14 protein-coding genes are annotated in these 16086 nt (G+C 72.1%); 7 read left to right on the plus strand and 7 right to left on the minus strand.

Annotated features, from left to right (window positions below; genetic code table 11):
• Positions 1-136 precede the first annotated feature (136 nt).
• Positions 137-676 (plus strand): YbhB/YbcL family Raf kinase inhibitor-like protein, encoded by a 540-nt coding sequence (locus HDC93_RS11080; RefSeq protein WP_185009687.1) that lies wholly within the window; start codon positions 137-139, stop codon positions 674-676.
• A 209-nt stretch (positions 677-885) separates the two neighbouring features.
• Positions 886-1392: an HNH endonuclease gene (locus HDC93_RS11085; RefSeq protein ID WP_031110170.1), complete on the plus strand. Its 507-nt coding sequence runs from the start codon at positions 886-888 to the stop codon at positions 1390-1392.
• Between the two features lie 116 nt (positions 1393-1508).
• Here HDC93_RS11085 and HDC93_RS11090 read toward each other — a convergent pair whose 3' ends face one another.
• The 3 genes from HDC93_RS11090 to HDC93_RS11100 form a co-directional block, all read right to left on the minus strand.
• The gene (locus HDC93_RS11090) at positions 1509-2456 is read right to left on the minus strand and encodes an SPFH domain-containing protein (protein WP_097215808.1); all 948 of its coding nucleotides are present in this window, start codon (positions 2454-2456) and stop codon (positions 1509-1511) included.
• 132 nt (positions 2457-2588) lie between these two features.
• A complete protein-coding gene (locus HDC93_RS11095) occupies positions 2589-3020 on the minus strand; it encodes an NfeD family protein (protein WP_031110172.1) in 432 nt (143 codons plus the stop codon).
• 94 nt (positions 3021-3114) lie between these two features.
• On the minus strand, positions 3115-3912 hold the full coding sequence (locus HDC93_RS11100) for an ABC transporter ATP-binding protein (protein ID WP_185009689.1): 798 nt from the start codon (positions 3910-3912) through the stop codon (positions 3115-3117).
• A 162-nt stretch (positions 3913-4074) separates the two neighbouring features.
• On the opposite strand from HDC93_RS11100, the gene HDC93_RS11105 reads away from it, so the two are divergent.
• The gene (locus HDC93_RS11105; protein WP_185009691.1) at positions 4075-4863 is read left to right on the plus strand and encodes a hypothetical protein; all 789 of its coding nucleotides are present in this window, start codon (positions 4075-4077) and stop codon (positions 4861-4863) included.
• Positions 4864-5258: 395 nt separating this feature from the next.
• On the opposite strand, the gene HDC93_RS11110 is transcribed toward HDC93_RS11105, so the two are convergent.
• The 3 genes from HDC93_RS11110 to HDC93_RS11120 form a co-directional block, all read right to left on the minus strand.
• A complete protein-coding gene (locus HDC93_RS11110) occupies positions 5259-5501 on the minus strand; it encodes a chaplin (RefSeq protein WP_030852293.1) in 243 nt (80 codons plus the stop codon).
• Positions 5502-5656: 155 nt separating this feature from the next.
• Positions 5657-6298 (minus strand): response regulator transcription factor, encoded by a 642-nt coding sequence (locus HDC93_RS11115; protein WP_031111056.1) that lies wholly within the window; start codon positions 6296-6298, stop codon positions 5657-5659.
• A complete protein-coding gene (locus HDC93_RS11120) occupies positions 6291-7460 on the minus strand; it encodes a GAF domain-containing sensor histidine kinase (RefSeq protein WP_185009694.1) in 1170 nt (389 codons plus the stop codon). The genes HDC93_RS11115 and HDC93_RS11120 overlap by 8 nt, the downstream gene beginning before the upstream one ends.
• Positions 7461-7696: 236 nt before the next feature.
• On the opposite strand from HDC93_RS11120, the gene HDC93_RS11125 reads away from it, so the two are divergent.
• The 3 genes from HDC93_RS11125 to HDC93_RS11135 all read left to right on the plus strand — a co-directional run bounded on the left by HDC93_RS11125 (position 7697) and on the right by HDC93_RS11135 (position 10560).
• Positions 7697-8395, plus strand: coding sequence for an SDR family oxidoreductase (locus tag HDC93_RS11125; protein ID WP_185009696.1), 699 nt, complete (start codon positions 7697-7699; stop codon positions 8393-8395).
• On the plus strand, positions 8392-9435 hold the full coding sequence (locus tag HDC93_RS11130; RefSeq protein WP_185009698.1) for an S-adenosylmethionine:tRNA ribosyltransferase-isomerase: 1044 nt from the start codon (positions 8392-8394) through the stop codon (positions 9433-9435). The genes HDC93_RS11125 and HDC93_RS11130 overlap by 4 nt, the downstream gene beginning before the upstream one ends.
• Before the next feature lie 354 nt (positions 9436-9789).
• A complete protein-coding gene (locus HDC93_RS11135) occupies positions 9790-10560 on the plus strand; it encodes a transglycosylase SLT domain-containing protein (protein ID WP_185009700.1) in 771 nt (256 codons plus the stop codon).
• A 95-nt stretch (positions 10561-10655) separates the two neighbouring features.
• Here the strand turns inward: HDC93_RS11135 and HDC93_RS11140 are convergent, their stop codons facing one another.
• Positions 10656-13193, minus strand: a complete 2538-nt coding sequence (locus HDC93_RS11140) for an FHA domain-containing protein (protein ID WP_185009702.1) — start codon at positions 13191-13193, stop codon at positions 10656-10658.
• A 241-nt stretch (positions 13194-13434) separates the two neighbouring features.
• On the opposite strand from HDC93_RS11140, the gene HDC93_RS11145 reads away from it, so the two are divergent.
• Positions 13435-15954 carry a streptophobe family protein gene (locus HDC93_RS11145; protein ID WP_221516553.1) on the plus strand — a complete coding sequence of 840 codons (2520 nt, stop codon included), beginning with the start codon at positions 13435-13437 and terminating at the stop codon, positions 15952-15954.
• Positions 15955-16086: the final 132 nt, after the last annotated feature.

Consider the following 16086-nt stretch of genomic DNA (forward strand, 5'->3'; position numbering starts at 1 on the left):
CAGACGCCACCAGGCAACAGCCCGACGCAGCCACTACCAACGACGGTCCACCGACGAACCCGCTGGATAGATCACGAAACCGCACTGGAGTACTAGGCTCGGGGGCTACTGCACGAAACGATCAGGAGGTACCGAGGTGACCGAGCTCAAGCGGCGTCCGCTCCCCCACGACTTCCATCCGCCCGTCGCGTCGTTCACGGTGACGAGCGAGGACGTCGAGGAGGGCGCGACGCTCAAGGACGCTCAGGTCCACGCGGCCGGCAACACCTCGCCGCAGCTGCGGTGGGAGGGCTTTCCGCCCGAGACCAAGAGCTTCGCCGTGACCTGCTACGACCCCGACGCTCCGACGGGCAGCGGCTTCTGGCACTGGGTGCTGTTCGACATCCCGGCGTCGGTGACCGAGCTGCCGGTGGGTGCCGGCGGCGGCAAGTTCGAAGGCCTGCCGGAGGGCGCGGTCCACGCTCGTAACGACTACGGCGGCAAGGAGTTCGGTGGGGCCGCGCCGCCTCCCGGGGACGGGCCGCACCGGTACGTGTTCACGGTGTACGCCGTGGACCAGGAGAAGCTCGGTCCGGACTCGGACGCGTCGCCTGCGGCCGTGGGCTTCAACCTGCGGTTCCACACGATCGGGCGGGCCCAGCTGATCGGCGAGTACGAGGTGCCCGCCGAAGGCTGAGCGGGTCGCCCGCAATCCCGGTGTTCATGGAACGTTTGCCCGCTCCTGGTCTTGGAATTGATCAGGAGCGGGCACTTTTGTTGCCGGGGGTCGCGGGGGTCGCCCCCCGTGGGAGCAGCAGATATTGCGTTGTCCATCTCGGCGTGCCCGGCCAGAGTTGATCCCAGCCCGCCAGGGGGTGGGCCGGTGCACACGGGAGGTGGGCTGGTATGCGGGACACGCTGGTACTGAACGCGAGCTTCGAGCCGCTGTCGACGGTGACGTTGAACCGAGCCGTCGTTCTGGTGCTTCAGGACAAGGCCGTCGTCGAGCAGGCCCACCCCGAGCTGCGGATGCGGGGAGCCGCGGTCGACATACCGGCGCCTCGGGTGATCAGACTCTGCCAGTACGTACGGGTGCCGTTCCGAAGACAAGCGCCGTGGTCGAGGCGGGGTGTGCTGGTCAGGGACCGGCACCGGTGCGCGTACTGCGGGAGGCGGGCGACGACCGTGGACCACGTGGTGCCGCGGTCGCAGGGTGGGCAGGACACGTGGCTGAACACGGTGGCCTCGTGCGCGCAGGACAATCACCGCAAGGCGAACCGGACTCCGGAGGAGGCGGGGATGCCGCTGCTGCGGCGACCGTTCGAGCCGACTCCGGCTGATGCGATGTTGCTGACGCTGGCGCAGGAGGACTTTGCGGCGCTGCCGGATTGGCTGGTGCTGGACGCGGCGTGAGCAGGCGCCGTGGGCCTTGGGTGGTTCTTCGGCCGCGGGTTCGTCGTGGTTGATCACGCAGTTCCCCGCACCCCTGAAGGACGGTGGGTGCGGGGAACTTGCGTTGCAGGTGCCGTCTAGTCGATGGACGGCTTCTCGCGGCGTTCCTGGGCCGGGACGGTGCCGCCGTTGCCGCCTGAACCGCCGCCGATGCCGCCGAAGTTGCCCATGGCGCCGGAGAGGCCCTTGAGGGCGTCGCCGATCTCGCTGGGGACGATCCAGAGCTTGTTGGCGTCGCCCTCGGCGATCTTGGGGAGCATCTGGAGGTACTGGTAGGAAAGCAGCTTCTGGTCCGGGTCGCCGGCGTGGATGGCCTCGAAGACCGTGCGGACGGCCTGGGCCTCGCCCTCGGCGCGCAGGGCTGCCGCCTTGGCCTCACCTTCGGCGCGCAGGATCTGGGACTGCTTCTCACCCTCGGCGCGCAGGATCTCGGACTGCCGGACACCTTCGGCCTGGAGGATCGCGGCGCGCTTGTCGCGGTCGGCGCGCATCTGCTTCTCCATCGAGTCCTGGATGGAGGTGGGCGGCTCGATCGCCTTGAGCTCGACGCGGTTGACGCGGATGCCCCACTTGCCGGTCGCCTCGTCGAGGACGCCGCGCAGGGCCGCGTTGATCTCCTCGCGGGAGGTCAGGGTCCGCTCCAGGTCCATGCCACCGATGATGTTGCGGAGCGTGGTGACGGTGAGCTGCTCGATCGCCTGGATGTAGCTGGCGACCTCGTACGTCGCTGCCCGCGCGTCGGTCACCTGGTAGTAGATGACGGTGTCGATGTTGACCACCAGGTTGTCCTGGGTGATCACCGGCTGCGGCGGGAAGGGGACGACCTGCTCGCGCAGGTCGATGCGGTTGCGGATGGTGTCGATGAACGGGACGACGATGTTGAGGCCCGCGTTGAGTGTCCGTGTGTAGCGCCCGAAGCGCTCGACGATGGCCGCGCTGGCCTGTGGGATGACTTGGATCGTCTTGATCAGGGCGATGAAGACCAACACCACCAGAATGATCAGGACGATGATGACCGGTTCCATCGTCGTTCCCCGTGTCCCTTCTCCGCTTCGGCGACTTCGGCAGATCTTATGGTTGTCGAAGATCTTGCTGGTCGAGTCTGACAGACCGTCGTGCGGCTGGCGAGGAGTTCACTCCAGTTACGTCTCGCGAGGTCACATGACGATCGCGGTGGCTCCCTCGATGTCCACGACATCCACTTCCTGGCCCACTTCGTAGGCGTGACCGGTGTCGAGGGCACGGGCCGACCAGACCTCGCCGGCCAGCTTGATCCGGCCGCCGGAGGCGTCGACGCGCTCCAGCACGACGGCTTGTCTGCCTTTCAACGCGTCCACGCCGGAGGCGAATTGGGGTCGCTGGGCGCGATGGCGGTTGGCGATGGGCCGTACGACGGCGATGCCCGCGGTCGAGATGACGGCGAAGACCGCGACCTGTGCGACGGCTCCGCCGCCGAAGACGCCGGTGACCACCGCCGCGGCGATGGCTCCCACCGCCAGCATGCCGAGTTCGGGCATCGCGGTGACCACGAGCGCGATGCCGAGCGCCGCCGCGCCGATCAGCCACCACAGCCATGCGTCGATTTCCACATGGTCATGGTAGGTCCGCGGGCCTGTCGCCGACAGGGCGCCCGTGGTGTGAAATCCCTTTCTCGCTCCGGGATTTGTGGGGCGGCTGTCCGGTTCAGGAGAGCGGGAGGCCCTGCGCGGTCCAGCGCTCGCCCGACTGTTCGACGACGAGCGGGAGGCCGAAGCAGAGGGAGAGGTTGCGGGAGGTGAGCTCCAGCTCCAGCGGTCCGGCGGCGAGGACCTTGCCCTGGCGGATCATGAGGACGTGGGTGAAGCCCGGGGGGATCTCCTCGACGTGGTGGGTGACCATGAGCATCGAGGGGGCGATCGGGTCGAGGGCGAGACGGCCGAGGCGGCGGACGAGGTCCTCGCGGCCGCCGAGGTCGAGACCGGCGGCGGGCTCGTCGAGGAGGAGCAGCTCGGGGTCGGTCATCAGGGCGCGGGCGATCAGGGTCCGCTTGCGCTCGCCCTCGGAGAGCGTGCCGAACCGGCGCTCCAGGTAGTCGCTCATGCCGAGGCGGTCGAGGAAGGCGCGGGCGCGCTGCTCGTCGATGTCCTCGTAGTCCTCGTGCCACGTGGCGGTCATGCCGTACGCGGCGGTCAGGACCGTCTCCAGGACCGTCTGGCGCTTGGGGAGCTTCTCGCTCATGGCGATGCCGGCCATGCCGATGCGGGGGCGCAGCTCGAAGACGTCGGTACCGGGCCGGCCGAGAGTTTCGCCGAGGATGGCGGCCGTGCCCGAGCTGGGGAAGAGGTAGGTGGAAGCGAGGTTGAGGAGGGTGGTCTTGCCGGCGCCGTTGGGGCCGAGGATGACCCAGCGCTCGCCCTCCTTGACCGACCAGGAGACCTGGTCCACCAGAGCCCGGCCCTCACGGACCACGGATACGTCCTGAAGCTCCAGAACATCGCTCATGAGCGCGTTGTCTCCCCTTGCAGTGTGGCCGGTCTCGGCTGTCGCGTAAGCCTGTGGCTCGGTCCGCCGCGCCGGTGGGCGCAGCCCTCCATGAAATCTACGCCACCGGTCGGCCCGGGCATTCCCTCGGTCCGGTCCTTTGAGGGTCCGTAGGGTGGAGGCATGCTCTCGGAACCACGTGCTGGACGTCTCGCAGCTTGGGGAAATGCCCTTTTGGCCGGACATGTCTCGCCGGACGACGCTGTGCTCGCGGTCGTCGGTGAGGACTCGGTGCACCGGGTGGAGGGACTGCCCGGGGAGTCGGCGCCCGTGGGGCTCACTCTCGCCCTCGGGCGGCTGCGGACGCTCGGGGTGAGCGGACTGCGGGTCGCGCTGCCCGCGCCGGGGCATCCACTGGGGCTGAGCGGGCCGCCGGAGTTCAACGCGCGGGCGCTGGACGCCGAGCAGGCGGTGCTCTGTCACGGCGCCGCGCTCGGGTTGGTGCCGGAGGTCCGCGAGGCCGGACCCCGGGGTGATGTGCACGTCGAGGTCATGTGGCAGGTGCTGCCCGTGCGGGAGGCGCCGCCGGCGGATGTGCCGTCGCTGGGTGAGGCGGAGCGGGAGCTGGCGGAGGCCCTGCGGGAGGCCACCGAGCTGCTGACGCGGCTGGACGTGGCCGGGTCGGGGCCGGTGGCGGAGGCGGCGATCGATGCGTACCGGGCGCGGGCCGAGCGGGGGCGGGAGGTGCTGGCGCCGGGGTATCCGCAGCGAGCGGTGCGGGTGCTGGAGCTGGCGCAGCGGGTGGGGACGCTGATCGCCGTGGCGACGGAGAGTGGGCACGGGGGTGCGGTGAGTTCGTCGGAGATCTCTGCGCGGCGGGAGGCGTTGCGGCCGGTGGAGCGGACGGCTCGGCGGGCGCAGGTCGCGGCGTACAACTCCGTTGTGGAGGAGCGGGAGCGGGGGGTGCGGTGACGGTTCTTCGTGTGGTGCTCGGCGTTTGCGCTGGGGCCGGGTGGGTCCGCAGCCCGGCGTAGCGGGGTGCTCGGCGTTTGTGCTGGGGCCAGGGGGTTCTCAGCCCGGCGTAGCGGGGTGCTCGGCGTTTGTGCTGGGGCCGGGTGGGTCCGCAGCCCGGCGTAGCGGGGTGCTCGGCGTTTGCGCTGGGGCCGGGTGGGTCCGCAGCCCGGCGTAGCGGGGTGCTCGGCGTTTGCGCTGGGGCCGGGTGGGTCCGCAGCCCGGCGCAGCGGGGTGCCGCTGCGCCCACGCGTGCCGCCCTCGCGGCACGCATGCCCGCAGCGGGGTATGCCGAACGGCCTCCCGGGCAGGACCGGGAGGCCGGGGTACCTCCGGCTCGGAGACGGAGGTGGGTGTCAGTGGTTGACGGCGAGGTTGCCGAAGGCCGGGTTCAGGATGCCCACGACGTTCACGCTGTTGCCGGACACGTTGACCGGGACGTGCACCGGGGCCTGGACGACGTTGCCCGAGCCGACGCCCGGGGAGCCCACGGCCTGGCCGTCGGCGTGGGCGCTGGTGGCGGAGGCCATGCCCGCGCCGGCGGCCAGGAGGCCACCCGTCACCATCGTCACGGCCGCTGCCTTCTTCAGGTTCTTCACTTCTGAGCCCTCCTTGCGATCGCCGCGGCAGGCGCCGCAGCACGCATGGAGAACGGTGGAGAGCCATCGAGGTTGCGCCATATGAGGGACGTTCCCACGACAGTATGAATCTCGGTCCGGAACGCAACCTTCCGTGTTGCCGTGGGGTGAGCGGGTCAGCCGGTCACGCCATGGCGAACGGCCCACAGGGCGGCCTGTGTCCGGTCGGCCAGGTCGAGTTTCATCAGGATGTTCGAGACGTGGGTCTTGACGGTCTTCTCGGAGAGGACGAGCGCGCGGGCGATCTCCCGGTTGGAGCGGCCGTCCGCGATGAGGCCGAGCACCTCGCGCTCGCGCTCGGTGAGCGAACCTGCCCTTCCCGTACCCGAGTTGGACTCCTCCTGGGCCAGCAGGGCGCCGGCGACCTCCGGCTGGAGGAGGATGTGCCCCGCGTGGACCGAGCGGATCGCCCCGGCGAGGGCGTCGGGGTCGACGTCCTTGTAGACGTACCCGGCGGCGCCGGCGCGCAGGGCGGGGACCACCGTCCGCTGCTCGGTGAAGCTGGTGACGACGAGCACGCGCGCTGGGTTGTCCAGCTCGCGCAGTCGGCGCAGGGCGTCGACTCCGTCCATGCCCGGCATCTTGACGTCCATGAGGATGACGTCGGGCCTCAACTCCTCGGCGCGGTCGACTCCTTCGGCGCCGTCCGCCGCCTCCCCGACGACCTCGATGTCGTCCTGCACTTCGAGGAAGGTGCGCAGGCCCCGGCGGACGACCTGGTGGTCGTCGACGAGCAGCACCTTGATCGCGTCAGCCACCGGGGACCTCCATCTCGATCACGGTGCCCTTGCCGGGCACCGATTCCACGGTCAGCGAGCCGCCGGCGCCGCTCGCCCGGTCCCGCATCGAGACCAGTCCGAGGTGGCGTCCCGCGTGCCGGACCGCCCTCGTGTCGAAACCGCTGCCGTCGTCCGTGACCCTGAGGACGGCTCCGCCGCCGCGGCGGTCCAGGGTCACGTCGACGTGGTCGGCGCCGGAGTGGCGCAGGGCGTTGTGCAGGGCCTCCTGGGCGACCCGCAGGAGGGCCTCCTCCTGGGAGGCGGGCAGGGCCTTCACGCCGTGACCGGCGAAGGTGACGCGGGCGCTGTGGGCCCGGTCGAGGACCTGGATCTGCGTCCGGAGGGTCGCGACGAGGCCGTCCTCGTCGAGCGCGGCGGGACGCAACTCGACGACCGCCGCGCGCAGTTCGTCGGCGGCCTCGGCGGCGAGGACGGCCACCTGCTGCAGTTCGCCCTTCGCGCGTGAGGGGTCGCGGTCCACCAGACGGGCCGCGGCCTGGGCGGTCAGGCGCAGGGAGAACAGCTTCTGGCTGACCGCATCGTGCAGTTCGTGGGCGAGGCGGGAGCGCTCCTCGGCGATGGTCAGTTCGCGGCTGCGCTCGTAGAGGCGGGCGTTGGTGAGGGCGATCGCGGCGTGCTGGGCGAGGATGCCGAGCAGTTCCTCGTCGTCCTGCGTGAAGCCGCAGCCGCCGTCCGGCTCGGGGCAGGGGGCGTGTCCCGCCTCGGGACGCGACTTGTTGGCGAGGAACAGGGCCCCGATGACCTCGTCGCCGTCGCGGATCGGCAGGCCGAGGAAGTCGACCAGGTCGGGGTGCGCCTTCGGCCAGCCCTCGAAGCGGGGGTCCTTGCGGACGTCCGCGAGGCGCTCGGCCCTGGCCTCGTGCAGCATCGCGGCGAGGATGCCGTGCTGGCGCGGGAGGGGGCCGATGGCCTTCCACTGCTCCTCGCTCACGCCGTCGACCACGAACTGGGCGAAGCCGCCGTGGTCGTCCGGGACGCCGAGCGCGGCGTACTCGGCGTCGAGCAGCTCGCGGGCCGAGGCGACGATCGTCTTGAGGACGTCGCGCACCTCGAGATGCCTGCTCATGGCCAGCAACGCGGAGCTCACCGCGGCGAGGCCGGACCGGGGACCGTGACTCATGTCCTCACGGTACCGGCGGGCTGTGACAGGGCGGATCGGACCGCCGGCGGCCGGGTGCCCGGTCGGTGGGCCTAGGTCCCGGGGCCGAGGCGGCCGGGCGGCGGGTCCTACGGCCGGGGCCGCCGGGCCCATGGCGTAGGGCGAAGGGACCCGGTGGATCGCGGCCCGCGCCCGAGGCGGCCCGGGTGGCCCCGTTCCTAGGTTGAGGGCACGCGATCACGACGAGGGAGCTGATCATGCCGGTTGCGATCATCACCGGGGCATCGAAGGGGCTGGGGCGGGCGCTTGCCCTGGCCCTGGCCGGGCGGGGCTGGGACCTGGTGCTCGACGCCAGGGGCGCAAAGGCGCTGGCGGAGACGGCGGAGGGCGTGTCCGCGCAGGGCACGCGGGTGTCAGCCCTGCCCGGGGACGTCACGGACGCCGGGCACCGGGCGGAGCTGGTGGCGGCGGCCTGGCGGCTGGGCGGCGTCGACCTGCTGGTGCACAGCGCGAGTGCACTGGGTGCCGAGCCGCTGGTCAGGCTGGAGGAGCTGCCTCTGGACGGGCTGCGCAGGGCGCTGGAGGTGAACCTGGTGGCGGGGCTGGGTCTGGTCCAGGAGGCGCTTCCGCTGCTGCGGGCCTCGCGGGCGGGCGCCGTCGTCGCGGTGAGCTCGGACGCGGCCGCCGAGGCGTACGAGACCTGGGGCGGATACGGGGCGTCCAAGGCGGCCCTGGACCATCTGGTGGCCGTGCTCGCCGTGGAGGAGCCGGGGCTGCGGGTCTGGGCGGTCGATCCCGGGGACATGGCCACGGATTTGTACGCGGCGGCCGTACCGGAGGACCGGGAGCCGCGGCCGGAGCCGGCGGCTGTCGTGCCGGGGTTCCTGCGGCTGCTGGACGAGCGTCCGGCGAGCGGGCGGTACGGGGCACCGGCGCTGCTGGACGGAGCCCGATGACACTGGCCGTGCGGGTGCCGGAGGAGCTGTCGGCCCGGGTACCCGTCGAGCAGCGGGGGCCGGGGCTGGAGCGGGACGCCGTACGGATGCTGGTGTCGCGGGGTGCCGAGGTGGCGCACCACACGTTCCGGGAGCTGCCGCTGCTGCTGCGGGCCGGGGACCTGCTCGTGGTCAACACCTCGGCCACGCTGGCGGCGGCCGTGGACGGACGGACCGGGCACGCGCGCGTGGTGGTGCACTTCTCGACGCGCGGGGACGACGGCCGCTGGGCGGTGGAGCTGCGGGAGCCCGACGGGCGGGGCACCACGCGCACGCGAGCGGGTGGGCCCGCGGGGAGGGAGGTGTGCCTGCCGGGAGGCGTGGGGCTGGTTCTGGAGGAGCCGCTGAGCGGGCGGGGCGAGCGGCTGTGGTGGGCGCGGGTGTCCGGGGCGGGCGTGCCGGGGCTGCTGCGGGAGTACGGGCGGCCCATTCGCTACGCCTATACGGAGCGGGACCAGCCGCTGTCCGCCTATCAGACGGTGTTCGCGCTGCCGTCGGCGGACGGGACGGGCAGTGCGGAGATGCCGAGCGCGGCGCGGCCCTTCACGGCGCGGCTGGTGGCGGAGCTGGTGAGCCGGGGGGTGCTGTTCGCGCCGGTCACGCTGCACACGGGGGTGGCCTCGGCGGAGGCGCACGAGCCGCCGTATCCGGAGCGTTTCGCGGTGCCGGAGGCGTCGGCGCGGCTGATCGAGGCCGCGAGGGCCGGTGGGGGCAGGGTGGTGGCGGTGGGGACGACGGCGGTGCGGGCCGTGGAGTCGGCGGTGGCTGCCGACGGGGCCGTACGCGCGCGTGCGGGGTGGACGGACCTCGTCGTCACGCCGGAGCGCGGGGTGCGGGTGGTGGACGGGCTGCTGACCGGGCTGCACGAGCCGGAGGCCTCGCATCTGCTGATGCTGGAGGCGGTCGCGGGGCGGGTGGCGGTCGAGCGGGGGTACGAGGCCGCGCTGCAAGGGCGCTATCTGTGGCACGAGTTCGGGGACGTGCACCTCGTCCTGCGCTGAGTACGCCCCTGGAAGGGCCTCACACAGAGCATCGCTTGTGCAACTGCACGTGAGACTGATCTAGGGGCGGTGTGAGCCCCCGCATAGGACCCACGTCACGTACGAAGGGACGTAGGAGACAAAGCCGCCCCTATTGAGCGGCGCGGATAGTCCAATCTGCCCCGATTTACCCAACCCTGATCCACTATCTCCCTTCGTACGTCACACCTTTGCCACGCCATTTTGCGGCCGCTAAGAATTGGCGACGTCGCTCAGCGCCGTGGGTTCACCTCCGCGGCGTTTGTGTCGGAAACACACCGAGTCCAACGCCGGACGCCGAGCGACTCCCGCGCTATTCGAAGAGGTCCACGCAGCATGCCCAAGAACATCTTCAGCCGTGTTCAGAGTCGAAGCCTGACCCGTCACCACAAGATCGCCATGGCCGGTGTCGCCACCCTCGGCGCCGTCGCCATCGGAGTCTCCGCGGTGCCGAGCGGCGCCTCGACCAAGACCACGACCGAGGCCGCTCAGCCGGCTGCGGTGGCGTACAGCAACCAGCAGATCAAGGACGTCAAGGCGAGCGTCACCGACCAGATGGCCGGCGCCAGCCTGAAGGCCGAGCAGATCGCGGCGAAGAAGAAGGCCGAAGCCGCGGCCGCCGCCAAGAAGGACGCCGCGGCCGCCGCCAAGAAGGACGCCGCGGCCGCCGCCAAGAAGAAGGCCGCCGCCGAGGCGGCGAAGAAGAAGGCCGAGGCCGCGCGCCAGGCCAAGGAGGCCGCGAGCCGCGCCGCCAAGCGCGCCGAGGCCAAGAAGGTCGTCAGCTACCCCAACAACCTCGACGGCTGGATCCGCGAGTCGCTCGCCATCCTGAAGAAGCACGACATCCCGGCATCCTACGACGGCATCCACCGCAACATCATGCGAGAGTCCTCGGGTAACCCGAAGGCGATCAACAACTGGGACATCAACGCCATCAACGGCATCCCGTCGAAGGGCCTGCTCCAGGTCATCCCGCCGACCTTCAAGCACTGGCACGTCCCCGGTACCTCCTGGGACATCTACGACCCGGTGGCCAACATCACCGCCGCCTGCAACTACGCGGCCGACAAGTACGGCTCCATGGACAACGTCGACAGCGCGTACTGAGGTCGGCGCGGACCTCTGAGACAGCTGTAGGTACGCCGAAGGGCGGCACCCTCTGACGGGTGCCGCCCTTCGGGCGTCGTGTCGCGGCGCGGTGACTACTTCCGCATGACCTCGGGCTCGTGGCGACGCAGGAAGCGGGCCACGAAGAAGCCGCAGATCACGCCGAGGACGAGGAGCGCGCCCATGTCCATCGCCCAGGCCCCGACCGTGTGCTCCCACAGCGGGTCGGTGTCGCCGGCGGTCTCCGGCGGGGCGATCTTGTTGAAGTCCAGCGTGGCGCCGGAGGCGGCGACCGCCCAGCGCGACGGCATCAGGAACGAGAACTGGTTGACGCCGATCGAACCGTGCAGCGTGAACAGGCAGCCGGTGAAGACGACCTGGATGATGGCGAACATCACCAGCAGCGGCATGGTCTTCTCGGCGGTCTTCACCAGCGAGGAGATGATCAGGCCGAACATCATCGAGGTGAAGCCCAGGGCCATGATCGGCACGGACAGCTCGACGAGCGTGGCGCCGCCGAAGACCAGGCCCTCCTCGGGGATCTCCCGGCTGGAGAAGCCGATGACGCCGACCAGCAGGCCCTGGAGCACGGTGATCATGCCGAGCACGAACACCTTGGACATCAGGTACGCCGAGCGCGAGAGGCCGGTGGCACGCTCCCGCTCGTAGATGACGCGTTCCTTGATCAGCTCTCGGACCGAGTTGGCCGCGCCCGCGAAACAGGCGCCGACCGCGAGGATCAGCAGGACCGTGGTGGCTGTGCCGTTCGGGATGATGCGGCCGGTCTGCGGGTTCGCCGGGTTGGGCAACAGGCCCTTGTCGGCGTCGATGAGCAGGCTGACCGCGCCGAGCACCGCCGGCAGGATCACCATCAGGGCCAGGAAGCCCTTGTCCGAGGCGATCACCGAGACGTATCGCCGGACAAGGGTGACGAACTGGGACATCCAGCCTTGCGGCTTCGGCGGCTTCATCGCCTGCATCTGCGGGACCTGTACGGACTGCGGCGCAACGGCGTCGATGTCCGCGGCGTACATCTGGTAGTGCTGCGAGCCCTTCCAGCGGCCCGCCCAGTCGTAGTCGCGGTAGTTCTCGAAGGCGGAGAAGACATCGGCCCAGGTGTCGTAGCCGAAGAAGTTCAGCGCCTCCTCGGGCGGGCCGAAGTAGGCGACCGAGCCGCCCGGCGCCATCACCAGCAGCTTGTCGCAGATCGCCAGTTCGGCCACCGAGTGGGTGACGACCAGGACCGTACGGCCGTCGTCGGCCAGGCCCCGCAGCAGCTGCATGACGTCGCGGTCCATGCCCGGGTCGAGGCCGGAGGTCGGCTCGTCCAGGAAGATCAGCGACGGCTTGGTGAGCAGCTCCAGGGCCACCGAGACGCGCTTGCGCTGGCCGCCGGACAGGGACGTGACCTTCTTGTCCTTGTGGATGTCGAGCTTGAGCTCGCGCAGCACCTCGTCGATGCGGGCCTCGCGCTCGGCGCCGGTGGTGTCGGCGGGGAAGCGCAGCTTGGCCGCGTACTTGAGGGCCTTCTTGACGGTCAGCTCCTTGTGCAGGATGTCGTCCTGCGGGACCAGACCGATGCGCTGGCGCAGCTCGGCGAACTGCTTGTAGAGGTTCCGGTTGTCGTAGAGCACCTCGCCCTGGTTGGCGGGGCGGTAACCCGTGAGCGCCTTGAGCAGGGTCGACTTGCCGGAGCCGGACGGACCGATGACCGCGATCAGCGACTTCTCCGGGACGCCGAAGGAGACATCCTTGAGGATCTGCTTGCCGCCGTCGACCGTGACGGTCAGATGGCGGGCGGAGAAGGACACCTCACCGGTGTCGACGAACTCCTCGAGCCGGTCGCCGACGATGCGGAACGTCGAGTGGCCGACGCCGACGACGTCGGTCGGCCCGAGCATCTGCGTGCCGCCCTTGGTGATGGGCTGGCCGTTGACGTATGTGCCGTTGTGCGAGCCGAGGTCGCGGATCTCCATGCGGCCGTCGGGCGTGGCGTGGAACTCGGCGTGGTGCCGGGAGACCTGGAGGTCCGAGACGACCAGGTCGTTCTCCAGGGCACGGCCGATGCGCATCACACGGCCGAGGGAGAACTGGTGGAACGTGGTCGGGCTGCGGTCGCCGTGGACCGGCGGCGCCCCCGCGACACCGCCGGGGCCCTGCTGCTGCGGGATGTGCGCCGCGGCCTGCCGCGGCTGCTGCCGGCCGGCCTGAGGGGCCTGCTGCTGCGGCTGCTGGTGCGGCGGCGGCTGGGCCGGAGCCTGCTGGCCCCAGCCGGGGTTCGCGCCCTGCGCGGCGTACGGCTGCTGCTGGGGCTGGGCCTGCGGCGTGGCGACGGAGGCCGCGGCGCCGGACAGGTTCAGGCGCGGGCCGTCGGTCGCGTTGCCCAGGTTGACGGCCGAACCGGGGCCGAGCTCCATCTGATGGATGCGTTGCCCCTGCACGAACGTGCCGTTGGTGCTGCCGTGGTCCTCGATGACCCAACTGCGGCCGTTGAAGCTGACCGTGGCGTGACGCCAGGAGACCCTGGCGTCGTCGAAGACGACGTCCCCCTGCGGATCACGTCCGAGGGTGTAAGCCCTGGACGGATCGAGCGTCCAGGTACGTCCGTTTGATTCCAGTACGAGTTCCGGCACTCCATGCCCCACTGAGTTGTCCCCCGAGTTACCCCCGACATGGGGAGTCTAGGGATGTCGAACATCGGGGGGAACTATTTCAGGAGCGGCCCCCTGACCGAAAGTCGGGCCTTGTGAAGACGGCGTTCGGACGCATCGGCCGTTTCCGTTGACGGGGTTGAAACCGGGCCGGAGAGTGGTATTTCGACGCGAGGGGGACATGCGTGGTGTTCCCGTCGCGCAGCGGATCGGGGGGTCTGCCATGAGTGCTGCCGCAGGGGTCGAGACGGCGAGGGACGACGCGCGCGTGCCGTGGGGGGACGTGCTGATGTCCGCCGTGGCCGCCGTGAGCTGGGCGTTGATCGGGATGGCGGGGACGGCGGCGCTGGGCCTGCGGCTGCTGGAGGCGGACACGGCGGGCTCGTTGGGGCCGATGACCGCGGCGGTGGTGGCTCTCGGGGCGGGTGGTTCGGTCACGCCGTCCGGTGATGTGTCGGCGTTCGGCCTCACGGGCGCGGAGGCGGACACGGCCATCGAGATCACGCCACTGGGGGTGAGCCTGGTCGGGGCGGTGCTGCTGGCGTGGTTCTTCCTGCGGTCCCTGCGGGCGGCGGGAGTTGTGATCTCACCGGCCGAACTGCTCGCGCGGGCGGGGTCGGTGGTGGTGTTGTTCGTGGCGATGCTGGGCGGACTGGCCTGGGCGGGGCACGACGTCATCACGATCGACGGGGGCTCGCTGGGGCTCGACGACGTCACCGGCGGGAGCGGGGGCGCCGGCATCCCGGGGCTCGGGGACATCGGGGGGCTGCTGCCGGACCGGCTCGGCGACCTGGTCGACGCGCAGGCCGCGGTCGGCTTCACGGTCGACACGGCACCGACGCTGCTCGGCGGGCTCGGCTGGTCGATCGGCATCCTCGTCATCGCCCTGCTGGCCTCGCGCCGTACGCCGCTGCCGCGGGGCTGGGAGGCCGTGCACCGGGTCGTGCGGCCGGCCGTGTCGGCGGTGGTCACCGTGCTGCTGGTGGCGGTGGTGGCGGGGTGCGCGGCGGCGGCGTACGCGGCGGTCGGCGACGACCATCCCCGGCGCATCGCCGGCGCGGCGCTGCTCGGGGCGCCGAACGGAGTGTGGCTGGGTGCGCCGCTCGGCCTGCTGGTGCCCTGGGACGGGCGGGCGACGGGCGAACTGACCCGTTTCCTGCCGGGCCCGCTGGACGACCTGCTCGGCTCCGGGACCGACCGGCCGGTGACGCTGGGCCGGCTGGCCGAGCTGGACGGGCGGGTGTGGCTGCTGGGGGTGGCGGCGGCGGCGATGATGCTGCTGGCGGGCGTGCTGGCGGGGGTCCGGACGCCGGTCGGGGAGGGTCCCGGCGCCCTGCGCTTCGCGGGCCGGTGTGCGCTGCGGCTGGGGGTGGCGACCGCGCTCACCCTGCCCCTGCTGGCCTGGCTGACGGACGTCTCCGTGACCGCGTCCCTGTCGGTGCTCGGCTTCGACGCCTTCGGCGCGGGCATCGACCTGCACGGCCACCTCGGCATGGCCCTGCTGCTGGGCGCGGCGTGGGGCGCGGGGGCCGGGGCACTGGGAGCGCTGCTCGCGTGGGGGTGCGGGGCGGCGGGTCTCCGGGCTACGGCGTTGGCGCGGGGGGCTGGGTCGTCGGCGGGGGCGGGAGGGCCGTCGGCGGGGGCTGGTGGGACGGGGGGTCTGGTGGGTGCCGGGGGGTCCGGTTTCGGAGGTGGGGGCGGTGGGGCAGGGGGGCTGCCGGGGACTGGGGCGGCGGGGTACGGGATCGGGACTGGTGGGGCAGGGGACCTGCCGGGCGCCGGGTCGGCGGGGTACGGGGCCGGCGCCGGGCAGGCGGGGTACGGCGGGGGCAGCGGGCAGGGGGCTGGGCCTTGGCCGGAGGCCGGTGCGGGGCGGGCCGGGGGCGGTGCCGAGGCCGGCGCCGGGCAGGCGGAGCCTTGGGGCGGCCGGGGGCCGGGGCAGGCGGGGTACGGCGGGGGCAGCGGGCAGAGGGCTGAGGGCTGGCCGGAGGCCGGTGCGGGGCGGGCCGGGGGCGGTGCCGAGGCCGGCGCCGGGCAGGCGGAGCCTTGGGGCGGCCGGGGGCCGGGGCGGGCGGGGTACGGCGGGGGCAGCGGGCAGGGGGCTGGGCCTTGGCCGGAGGCCGGTGCGGGGCGGGCCGGGGGCGGTGCCGAGGCCGGGCAAGCCGTGACCTGGGGCGGCCCGGGCCCGGTGGGTCGCAGTCAGGACGGCGGGCGCGCCGGGGCAAGGCCCGGGGACGGCATCGCCCGGTCAGGAGCGGGCACCGGCCCCGCGGGTGACGCGGGGGCCGGGACGCCCCGGGCCCGAGACGAGGGACAAAACGGCTGGGCGTCACCGGGCGAGGAGGCCGGGCCCTACGCGCCGGGTACGCCGTACCGGCCGCCCGACCCGGGTACCAACCCCTACCTCCGGGTGCCGGACGAGCCGCGAGAGCCGGAGGACGCACGGCCTGCACGGGCCGAACCGCCCTCCGATGCCGCACCCGAACCGCCCTCCGATGCCGCACCCGAACGGCCCTCCGGACCCGCGCCCGGGCCCGACACCGGCACCGGCACCGGCACACCGGCGGACGACGACCAGCCTCCCGCCCCCGGCGACGTCTACGGCGCCCCCACCGTCGTACGCCCGGTCGGGCCGCCGCCGCGTGGCCCCCGGCAGGCGCCCGGGCCGAGGAACGGGCACGGGCCGCCGCCTCCACCGCCTCCTCCCCCGCCGCCACCACGGAAGCCGCCCGGGGGGAAATGATCAGCGAGGGCGCAAGACGGCCGGAGGTACGTGACGGGGTACCCGTGCGTAAGGTTCGCGCCATCGGCGCGACATGCAGTGTTCGCTGTCCGCCAGACGGACCTCGGGGGCGGTATGCCCCGCCCGCCGGAT

It is taken from the genome of Streptomyces sp. AK010 (genome assembly GCF_014207295.1).
GTDB classification, from domain to species: Bacteria; Actinomycetota; Actinomycetes; order Streptomycetales; family Streptomycetaceae; genus Streptomyces; species Streptomyces massasporeus.

Coding starts and splice junctions, on each gene's coding strand:
- HDC93_RS11105 (WP_185009691.1), top strand. CDS start 4,075: ATGCTCTCGGAACCACGTGCTGGACGTCTCGCAGCTTGGGGAAATGCC.
- HDC93_RS11125 (WP_185009696.1), top strand. CDS start 7,697: ATGCCGGTTGCGATCATCACCGGGGCATCGAAGGGGCTGGGGCGGGCG.
- HDC93_RS11100 (WP_185009689.1), bottom strand. CDS start 3,912: ATGAGCGATGTTCTGGAGCTTCAGGACGTATCCGTGGTCCGTGAGGGC.
- HDC93_RS11120 (WP_185009694.1), bottom strand. CDS start 7,460: ATGAGTCACGGTCCCCGGTCCGGCCTCGCCGCGGTGAGCTCCGCGTTG.
- HDC93_RS11145 (WP_221516553.1), top strand. CDS start 13,435: ATGAGTGCTGCCGCAGGGGTCGAGACGGCGAGGGACGACGCGCGCGTG.
- HDC93_RS11085 (WP_031110170.1), top strand. CDS start 886: ATGCGGGACACGCTGGTACTGAACGCGAGCTTCGAGCCGCTGTCGACG.
- HDC93_RS11130 (WP_185009698.1), top strand. CDS start 8,392: ATGACACTGGCCGTGCGGGTGCCGGAGGAGCTGTCGGCCCGGGTACCC.
- HDC93_RS11135 (WP_185009700.1), top strand. CDS start 9,790: ATGCCCAAGAACATCTTCAGCCGTGTTCAGAGTCGAAGCCTGACCCGT.
- HDC93_RS11090 (WP_097215808.1), bottom strand. CDS start 2,456: ATGGAACCGGTCATCATCGTCCTGATCATTCTGGTGGTGTTGGTCTTC.